This window comes from Sphingorhabdus sp. (assembly GCF_044239005.1).
Classification (GTDB): domain Bacteria; phylum Pseudomonadota; class Alphaproteobacteria; order Sphingomonadales; family Sphingomonadaceae; genus Sphingorhabdus_B.
The window spans coordinates 1-8,428 of the sequence record NZ_JBIICH010000090.1 but is presented as its reverse complement, the minus strand read 5'-3'; the positions used below and the strand labels follow the sequence as shown (position 1 = coordinate 8,428).

The window sequence follows — 8,428 nt, the reverse complement described above, 5'->3', positions numbered from 1 at the left end:
CGGCGATCGATACTAGATTTTTCATGAAGGGTTCCCGGAAAACAATATGTTCCGATGGTGAAACTTTCATGTGGCGGCGTCAACCCGCGCGGCGCGTTGTTCGTCGAATGTATAACGCCATCAGCAGGCCAAAAAACGTAACGAGAAATGCGATGGTTTTAACCGGCTGCGCAGTGGCTGCGACCCCAGCCAAAAGATCATCACCCCCCAGCATCATTATTTGAACAAATTGGCATAATGTTTCGATGCCGTCGGCCGCGCCGCCGATAATTGCCGAAGCAACAATGACCCAACCAAGCCGCCGCAACACTGGCTTTGGTGATTGTGAAAATAGCCGCCCCCCGCAATAGGCCCCGAACGCATAAATCGCGATGTAGATCAGGTCGATGGCCATGCCAAATCTCGCGAGATTCAAAACTCCGGCCGCTTGCCAGGCTCCTTGAATGGCATCCACCCGCAGGGAAGTTCCTGCGGTTTGATGGTCCCGCATTCCCAATGGCGAAATCTCGTTCGAAAATGCCGGATCCATGGCGATCATCAGTGAAAGCAGCAACAAACCACTCAACCAAAACCTCCAGAAGCGGCGTTCCAATTTGCTTTCAGCCATTGTGCTTCGATTCCAAAAGCATGTCCGCCGCTTTGGCATCATTCAGGCTCATTCGGTAAATGACATGCGGCACTGGCGGCACGCCGTTAATCGCTTCCGGCACATATTCTCCATCCAAGCGGGCGCCGATTTTCTCAATGGCGCGGCGCGAGCGCACATTTGTTGCTCCAATATTGAACCGAACGCTGTCGAAAAATTGGAAGGCGTGGAAAAGCATCAGCGCCTTCATCTCACGGTTATAGGCTCCGCCCCAATATGTGCGCGCAAGAAAGCTCCAACCAATTTCAATCTCGTTACGATCAGGTGCGTAATTTCCATATCGGCTGCCACCAATGATGCTGTTGGTCCCGCGGTCGATCACAGCCAACGCGCCGCGCGATGCCATCGCGCCCGCAAAATATTCACGGAACACAGGTTCTTTATACCGATCCCATGCGGGGTGCACTTCCCACACCAACGGGTCAGACGCCACCGCAAATATCGCGTCCCAGTCGTTTTCGGTCAGTGGACGCAGCAATAGTTTGTCGCCAACCAATGTTGGTTGCAAATCGGCGTGGTCTGGCATCACCATGTCGTCGTCAACCCCGCAACAAACGCCTGACCAAGTTCGGGCTTGGTAACTGCGCTCATGTGGTTACCGGGAACGGAGAACAGCCTCCCGTGGCGCAGGAGCGCCGCAAGAGCCGCGGCAGACCCGTTGTCATCATCTTGTTCCCCGCAGACTATGCCCACCGGCAATTCCCAACTGGCAATCTCGGCTTCGCTGGTGTCCACAAAGGTCTCCAATATATTGCGTAACGCCAATGGATCGCCGCCCGTTGTCTTCAAAAATGCCTCGGCCATCCAAGCAGCCGTCCCTTTTTCATGATGCCCCAAATTGTCAAAGACTTCACGGAAATGCGCGCCACGATTTCCCGTTTGCGTCAGCCCTTGTAGACCCATTCCCGAAATGATTGCCTTCCCGGGCTGCGCGCCGCGCGCCAACATCCGCGCGACCGTTCGCCCGCCCAATGAATAACCGCCAAGGTCGTAATCTTCGATCCCCAAATGCGCGAGCAATGCGAATTGGTCATCGGCCAATATGTCGGCGCGGTAACAGCTTGGCGCATGCGGCTTACCGCTGAGGCCATGGGCGCGCAGGTCAGGCATTATGACCCGATACCCTGCCTCCGCCAACGCCGCCGCATGGCCATATTTGATCCAATTGGTGTCTGCCTCAGACATGAACCCATGGATGAGGAGTAAGGGGCGGCCCTGCCCCATTTCACGCCAGACGATTTCAGTACCGTCGTCTGTATGGAAGCTGTTGGATTCAATCATAAGTCAGTTCGTTCTTCTGTCGCCAGTTGATCCCTATCGTTTGGCACGCGGCGTTTAATCCGGAAAGTGTTTTCCATATTTTTGTCGGCTGCACGCAGAAATTATTGCACATAATAAGCATGGCTATTATATTGACGGCATGAGCGATGATTTAGGCTTTCTATTGGGTGATGCGGCGCGTTTGCTGCGGCGTTCTTTCGACGAACGTGCCCGCGCCGTTGGCGTGACACGGCCCCAATGGCGGGTGCTGGCGCTGCTGAAGCGCTTCGATGGAAGCGCGCAGGTTACGATGGCCGATATGCTTGACGTCGAACCGATCACGCTCGGAAGAATGGTGGATCGCCTTCAGGATGCGGGGCTCGTCGAACGCCGAGCGGACCCCAATGACCGCCGTACATGGCGGCTGCACTTAACGGCAGAAGGCGAACAAAAAATTGAAGCTCTGCGACCAACCGCCCTTGCATTGTTTGATGATGCTTTGGCCGGCTTGGATGCAACGCAACAAACAGAATTGGAAGCAATGTTGAACGTCATTCGTGCCAACTTAACCCGTAAACCGCATGAGGTGTCGAATGGCTGAGGCTGATCCAAAAATTGATGCTGGGACAACGACCAAGACAAAGTCGGGGCGCCTTGGCCGATTGGCGTTAATGGTTTCGGTTCCTTTGGTGCTGGTTGGCGGAGCAACTGCCTATTACATTGCCAATGACCATTATGTGTCGACCGACAATGCCTATGTCCAGCAAGACAAGGTGTCGATTTCCGCTGAGGTTGGAGGGCGGATCGTTGAAGTCGCTGTCCGTGAAAATGACGTGGTGAAAGAAGGCGACCTGTTGTTCCGGATTGATCCAGAGCCTTACCGTATCGCGATTGAGCAGGCCAACGCGGCCATTGCCGCTGCCCAAGTGCGCGTTTCGGCGCTCGAGACCGAATTTCAAACCACGGGTATCGATATCGATAGCGCACGTGAAGATGTCGCTTTCTATGAGAAAGAGTATCAGCGCCAATCCTCTCTGATGCAGACGGGCTTTACCACCCGTGCAAGGTTGCAGGCCGCAGAACATGCCTTGTCCGATGCGCGCAGCCGCGTTGCCGCGGCGCAAGCCGACGCCACCAAGGCGCGCGCGGCACTCGCCACAGGATCGGCAGCGCCGGGAATCAACCCCGCGATTAAGGCTGGCCAAGCACAACGCGATCAGGCGATGCTAAACCTGTCGCGCACCGAAGTGCGCGCGCCTGTCTCCGGCATCGTAAGTCAGGCCGATCGTTTGCAGCCTGGTCAAATGATGGTGCAGGGATTGCCCGGTGTGACGATTGTCGCGAGCAACAAAAGCTGGATTGAGGCCAATTTCAAGGAAACCGATCTTGCGCATATGCGCGTTGGCCAACCTGCCGAAATCACATTTGATGCATATCCCGACCTAAAAGTCCGCGGTAAGGTAGCAAGCATTGGCGCTGGCACGGGCTCAGAATTTTCTGTCCTTCCGGCACAAAATGCGAATGGCAATTGGGTCAAGGTAACGCAGCGCGTCCCTGTACGGATATCGATTACCGACAAGCCAAAGCGTGCAATGATTGCAGGATTGTCGGCCCATGTCCGCATCGACACCAATAAATAATCCGCTCGATCAAGCCGCTTATCCGGTCAAAAACAAGGGGCTGCTGACGCTTGCCGTCATGGGCGCGACGATTATCCAAATTCTGGATTCGACCATTGCCAACGTCGCCATCCCGCATATGCAGACAAGCCTTGGCGCGACGATGGACACCATCACCTGGGTGTTAACAAGCTACATCGTCGCCAGCGCAGTGGCCATGCCCATTACGGGTTGGCTTGCCGACAGGATCGGCTCACGCAATCTGTTTCTGGGCGCAGTTGCCGGGTTCATTCTCGCATCTATGCTGTGCGGCATTGCGACAAGCCTCACCGAGATGGTGGCTTTCCGTATTTTCCAAGGTGTGTGCGCGGCATTCATTGGCCCGCTTTCCCAAACGATCATGCTGGATATCAATAAGCCGTCGGAGGCGCCGCGGGCGATGTCCATCTGGGGCATGGGCATCATGATTGCGCCAATATTGGGCCCCATGATTGGCGGCTGGCTGACCGAGAATTACAACTGGCGCTGGGTGTTTTACATTAACCTGCCCATCGGCATTCCGACGCTGGCCCTTTTATGGTGGTTACTGCCTTCCCGCCCCATAAATCGCCGCGAACTAGACCGTTTTGGTTTTGCAATGCTCGCCATTGGCCTCGCCACCTTGCAGTTGTTGTTGGATCGCGGCCAACAAGAGGATTGGTTGCAAAGTTGGGAAATTATCATTGAGCTGTTGGTTGTCGTGGCGGCGCTCTGGATGTTTGCGATGCATCAAATAACGACTGATCGCCCCATGTTTGAACGGCTTTTGGTCACCGATCGTAACTTTTTTATCTCGCTGAATATGATGCTGTTGGTTGGCATGATGATGTTCGGTATCTTTGCGTTGCTGCCGCCAATGCTGCAGAATCTTTATGGCTATTCGGTATATGATACCGGCATATTGCTGGCACCCAGAGGTGTCGGCATCGTGCTCGCTATGTTCATCGCGGCGAAAATTGGCAACAAGCTGGATCCGCGCATCGTTGTTTTTGCCGGCTTTTTAATGACTGCAGCATCGATGTGGATCATGACACGCTGGTCTTTGAATATGGACTGGCACTGGATTGTGTACACTGGCTTGTTTCAGGGTTTTGGCATGGGCTTTGTCTTCATTCCGCTTAACGGCGTCGCGTTTTCAACATTGCCGATGCGCCTGCGAACAGATGGCTCCAGCCTGCTGTATCTCTTCCGCAGTCTGGGCGGCAGCTTTGGCATCTCCATTATGACCACCATGTTGGCGCGCAACATGCAGACGAGCCATGAAGACCTGGCATCGCACGTCACGTCTTCGTCTATGAACGCAATTGACCCCGCGAGCGCTGACCGCCTTGGCGGGATCGGAGAGGCCGCATTGCAAATGATGAACCTGGAAATCAACAGACAGGCGGCAATGATCGCCTATCTCGATGATTTCAAATTGATGATGATATTGCTGATCGTCATCAGCCCGCTGATCTTCTTTTTGAAGCCGGGTGCAGCCGCCCCCGGACAGCAACCCGCTATGGCTGACTGACGATAAGGCTTAGCGCGCAGCCAGTCCCTTTTGCTGCATCCGCCATACCGCCATGTCGATGCGGTCTTGGCCAAAAAAGGGCTCGCCGTCGAATACTAACGTAGGGACGCCCCAGTGCCCCGATGCTTCGAGAGACGCTTGATTGGCCGCAATTTCGGCGTCGAGCGTATCAGCATCATTCAGGGCTTCAGCATCGATTTCAGCCAAGTCCAGTCCGGCGCGCGTCGCTGCGCCGGCCAGATGGTCCCCTTCATGCCAGTTTTCGGCACCGCCCCAGATCAGGCGTGATACCTCATCACAAAATGCGAGGCTCTTGCCCCGGCGTGCCGCCGCCTGCCCCAAGCGCGTCAGGCGGAAGATATAGGGCTGCTCATCAGCAATCTTACGGGTGCGGACGTCCTGCACAATCGGGTCGGGCCGTGGCGGACCGAATGGAATGTCGTGAAACTGCGCGACGCGAAACATATCGGTAAATGTGTAGCGCAACCAATTAGGGTGGCTGCGTTCGAAAAAGTCAGGTTCACGAACCGCCAAAGGATAGACCGGACGCAAGTTGATCGTCAGGTCATATTGTTCCGCAAGCGCGCGATAACGCCGCGTCGCCAGATAACTATAAGGGCTGCGAAACGACCAAAAAACATCCGCTTGCAGCCCCATATACTTATCCCTTTTTCAAATGCCGACGTCCAAGAAGTTCGGCGATTTGCACCGCATTCAGCGCTGCCCCTTTGCGCAAGTTATCGGAGACGCACCAGAACGCAAGACCATTCTCCACCGTCGGATCTTCGCGCACGCGGCTCACATAGGTCGCATCATCACCAGCAGCTTCAACAGGTGTGGTGTAGCCGCCATCTTCGCGCTTATCGATCAACATGATGCCAGGCGCTTCACGCAGGATGTTTTGGGCAGTCTCTGCAGACATTTCGCGCTCATATTCGATATTGACCGCTTCACTGTGGCCAACAAAGACAGGAACACGCACGCAAGTCGCGGTGAGCTTGATTTTGGTATCGAGGATTTTCTTGACCTCGACCATCATCTTCCACTCTTCCTTGGTATAGCCGTCGTCGAGGAAGCTATCGATGTGCGGAATGACGTTGAAAGCGATCTGCTTGGTGAATTTTTTCGCGTCCGCGCTGTCACCGACGAAGATGTTGCGGCTCTGCTCGAACAATTCATCCATACCCTCTTTGCCCGCGCCAGACACGGACTGGTATGTCGAGACAACGACGCGCGTGATCTTGGCATAATCGTGCAGCGGCTTCAGCGCGACGACCAACTGCGCGGTCGAGCAGTTCGGGTTCGCAATGATATTCTTGCGCTTATAGATGTCGATCGCGTCTGGGTTGACCTCAGGCACGATCAACGGGACATCTGGGTCCATACGGAACAACGAACTGTTATCGATGACCACACAGCCTGCAGCAGCGGCAATCGGTGCATATTTCTGGGTCGCTTCGGAACCGATGGCGAAAATCGCCATATCCCATCCCGACCAGTCGAAATTCTCGATATTCTGGATTTTGAGCATCTTATCGGTATCGCCATATTCGATTTCGATGCCCTGGCTGCGCGATGACGCCAGCACAGCCACTTCATCGGCAGGGAATGCGCGCTCGGCAAGAATATTGACGACCTCGCGGCCAACATTGCCCGTCGCGCCTGCAACTACGATACGATAACCCATGTTAACTTCCTTTTTGTGTTCCCCAGCGAAGGCTGGGGTCCAGCTATCGCTGGAGGACTATACCGAAGTCTGGACCCCGGCCTGCGCCGGGGCACACACAATAAAAAAGGCCGGGCTCTTTGTGGGAGCCCGGCCTTTTGTGTTTGGTTAGAAACGCAACGCGGCTCCTGCCTTATTCGGCAGCCTCGGTGGTTTTAATAGGACGCGGGTCACGGCGTTCGGCAATACGTGCCTTCTTACCGGTCAAGCCACGCAGATAGTAAAGCTTCGCACGACGTACGACGCCCTTACGGACAACTTCGATGCTGTCGATATTTGGGCTGTACAGTGGGAATACGCGCTCAACACCTTCGCCGAACGACATTTTGCGTACGGTGAAGTTGGAGCCCATGCCCTTGTTCGAACGTGCGATGCATACACCTTCGTAATTCTGAATACGCGTGCGCTCACCTTCGATGACCTTCACGCCCACCTTGACGGTGTCACCTGCACGGAATGCAGGAATTTTTTTGTTTTCTGACAAAGCTGCAATAGCTTCGGCTTCGAGTGTTTGGATGAGGTTCATGCCCCATTTAATCCTTATTCTTTTGTCGCACGTCAGAGGCAGGCTGAACCCGGGCGTCTTTGTAACGCCCCCAAAGGTCCGGTCTGCGTAACCGAGTATCTTCCTCCGCCCTTTGTTTCCGCCAGGTGGCTATTTTCGCATGATCCCCCGATCGCAACACTTCAGGGATCATTCGCCCTTCCCAATCATTGGGTCGGGTATAGTGCGGATATTCAAGCAACCCTTGTTCAAAGGACTCCTCATCACCGCTGGAAGACGCGCCCATTACGCCGGGAAGCAGCCGAATGCAAGCGTCTAACAGCATCAAAGCGCCAATTTCGCCGCCCGAAAGGACGATGTCGCCCATCGAAACCTGTTCAATATGGGGTCGGGCATCAAAAATACGCTCGTCAAAGCCCTCAAACCGGCCACAAAGCACAGTAACGCCGGGGCCTGCAGCAAGTTCGCGGATCCGGCTTTGGGTGATCGTCTTGCCGCGCGGCGTCATCGCCAAAACGGGTACATTTGGTTGCGCAGCAGACGCGTGATCGACCGCTGCGGCGAGTATGTCAGCGCGCAGCACCATCCCTGCCCCGCCGCCAGCGGGCGTGTCGTCAACGGTCCGATGCTTGTCGGTCGCAAAGTCACGGATGTGGATGGGCGCACAGGACCATTTGCCCTCTTCTAGCGCGCGGCCAGCCAAGGATATCCCCAGAGGACCGGGAAACATTTCGGGATAAAGCGTCAGGATCTGGGCGGCGAACGTCATATGACGAAGTCGGCATCGATGACTATGCGTCCGCCCGCTTGTGCGCCCCATTCCGGCACAGCCTCGGCGGTCATTGGAACCATGAACTTTTTGCCGGGCTTGCCATCGGCAGACGGCATCTGGACTTCCAGAACGTCGCTCGCGCCAAAATTTTCGACGGCTATGCAGCTGCCAAGGTCGGTGCCATCGGTTGAAACGCACGGAAGCCCAAGGAGGTCGCTGTAATAATATTCGCCCTCACCCAGTTCAGGCAAGGCATCGCGCGGCACGGTCAACAATGTGCTGCGCAGTTTTTCCGCTGCATTGCGGTCATTTATTTCGGCAAAGCGCGCAATCGCGCCGTCTTTTGTT

General features: G+C 55.2%; 11 protein-coding genes. 3 read left to right on the top strand and 8 right to left on the bottom strand.

All coding sequences use genetic code 11. The features are described from left to right. Positions 1–79: 79 nt before the first annotated feature. From ACILQA_RS08070 to ACILQA_RS08060, 3 genes are read right to left on the bottom strand one after another with little or no spacing between them, the layout of a single operon-like run. Positions 80–607, bottom strand: coding sequence for a hypothetical protein (locus ACILQA_RS08070; RefSeq protein ID WP_395629235.1), 528 nt, complete (start codon positions 605–607; stop codon positions 80–82). Next, complete coding sequence (locus tag ACILQA_RS08065; protein ID WP_395629234.1) at positions 600–1,178, bottom strand: GNAT family N-acetyltransferase; 579 nt, start codon at positions 1,176–1,178, stop codon at positions 600–602. The genes ACILQA_RS08070 and ACILQA_RS08065 overlap by 8 nt, the downstream gene beginning before the upstream one ends. After that, a complete protein-coding gene (locus ACILQA_RS08060) occupies positions 1,172–1,927 on the bottom strand; it encodes an alpha/beta fold hydrolase (protein WP_395629233.1) in 756 nt (251 codons plus the stop codon). The genes ACILQA_RS08065 and ACILQA_RS08060 overlap by 7 nt, the downstream gene beginning before the upstream one ends. A 139-nt stretch (positions 1,928–2,066) precedes the next feature. On the opposite strand from ACILQA_RS08060, the gene ACILQA_RS08055 reads away from it, so the two are divergent. From ACILQA_RS08055 to ACILQA_RS08045, 3 genes are read left to right on the top strand one after another with little or no spacing between them, the layout of a single operon-like run. After that, on the top strand, positions 2,067–2,507 hold the full coding sequence (locus ACILQA_RS08055) for a MarR family winged helix-turn-helix transcriptional regulator (protein ID WP_395629232.1): 441 nt from the start codon (positions 2,067–2,069) through the stop codon (positions 2,505–2,507). Then, on the top strand, positions 2,500–3,546 hold the full coding sequence (locus ACILQA_RS08050; protein ID WP_395629231.1) for an HlyD family secretion protein: 1,047 nt from the start codon (positions 2,500–2,502) through the stop codon (positions 3,544–3,546). The genes ACILQA_RS08055 and ACILQA_RS08050 overlap by 8 nt, the downstream gene beginning before the upstream one ends. Beyond that, a complete protein-coding gene (locus tag ACILQA_RS08045; protein ID WP_395629230.1) occupies positions 3,521–5,077 on the top strand; it encodes a DHA2 family efflux MFS transporter permease subunit in 1,557 nt (518 codons plus the stop codon). The genes ACILQA_RS08050 and ACILQA_RS08045 overlap by 26 nt, the downstream gene beginning before the upstream one ends. Positions 5,078–5,086: 9 nt before the next feature. On the opposite strand, the gene ACILQA_RS08040 is transcribed toward ACILQA_RS08045, so the two are convergent. The 5 genes from ACILQA_RS08040 to rimM all read right to left on the bottom strand — a co-directional run. Continuing rightward, the gene (locus tag ACILQA_RS08040) at positions 5,087–5,734 is read right to left on the bottom strand and encodes a 2-hydroxychromene-2-carboxylate isomerase (protein WP_395629229.1); all 648 of its coding nucleotides are present in this window, start codon (positions 5,732–5,734) and stop codon (positions 5,087–5,089) included. Positions 5,735–5,738: 4 nt separating this feature from the next. Beyond that, complete coding sequence (locus ACILQA_RS08035; RefSeq protein WP_395629228.1) at positions 5,739–6,764, bottom strand: aspartate-semialdehyde dehydrogenase; 1,026 nt, start codon at positions 6,762–6,764, stop codon at positions 5,739–5,741. A 172-nt stretch (positions 6,765–6,936) separates the two neighbouring features. Next, positions 6,937–7,329, bottom strand: a complete 393-nt coding sequence (gene rplS, locus ACILQA_RS08030) for a 50S ribosomal protein L19 (RefSeq protein ID WP_125230085.1) — start codon at positions 7,327–7,329, stop codon at positions 6,937–6,939. Positions 7,330–7,336: 7 nt separating this feature from the next. Then, entirely contained in the window at positions 7,337–8,077 is a 741-nt protein-coding gene (gene trmD / locus ACILQA_RS08025) for a tRNA (guanosine(37)-N1)-methyltransferase TrmD (RefSeq protein WP_395629227.1), read from the bottom strand. Next, positions 8,074–8,428, bottom strand: a 355-nt coding sequence (gene rimM, locus ACILQA_RS08020; protein WP_395629226.1) for a ribosome maturation factor RimM, incomplete at its 5' end; no start/stop codon positions are given. The genes rimM and trmD, both read right to left, overlap by 4 nt.

Excerpts from the sequence above, each read along its gene's own strand:
- ACILQA_RS08070 (WP_395629235.1), bottom strand. The coding sequence starts at position 607 with ATGGCTGAAAGCAAATTGGAACGCCGCTTCTGGAGGTTTTGGTTGAGT.
- ACILQA_RS08065 (WP_395629234.1), bottom strand. The coding sequence starts at position 1,178 with ATGGTGATGCCAGACCACGCCGATTTGCAACCAACATTGGTTGGCGAC.
- ACILQA_RS08060 (WP_395629233.1), bottom strand. The coding sequence starts at position 1,927 with ATGATTGAATCCAACAGCTTCCATACAGACGACGGTACTGAAATCGTC.
- ACILQA_RS08055 (WP_395629232.1), top strand. The coding sequence starts at position 2,067 with ATGAGCGATGATTTAGGCTTTCTATTGGGTGATGCGGCGCGTTTGCTG.
- ACILQA_RS08050 (WP_395629231.1), top strand. The coding sequence starts at position 2,500 with ATGGCTGAGGCTGATCCAAAAATTGATGCTGGGACAACGACCAAGACA.
- ACILQA_RS08045 (WP_395629230.1), top strand. The coding sequence starts at position 3,521 with ATGTCCGCATCGACACCAATAAATAATCCGCTCGATCAAGCCGCTTAT.
- ACILQA_RS08040 (WP_395629229.1), bottom strand. The coding sequence starts at position 5,734 with ATGGGGCTGCAAGCGGATGTTTTTTGGTCGTTTCGCAGCCCTTATAGT.
- ACILQA_RS08035 (WP_395629228.1), bottom strand. The coding sequence starts at position 6,764 with ATGGGTTATCGTATCGTAGTTGCAGGCGCGACGGGCAATGTTGGCCGC.
- rplS (WP_125230085.1), bottom strand. The coding sequence starts at position 7,329 with ATGAACCTCATCCAAACACTCGAAGCCGAAGCTATTGCAGCTTTGTCA.
- trmD (WP_395629227.1), bottom strand. The coding sequence starts at position 8,077 with ATGACGTTCGCCGCCCAGATCCTGACGCTTTATCCCGAAATGTTTCCC.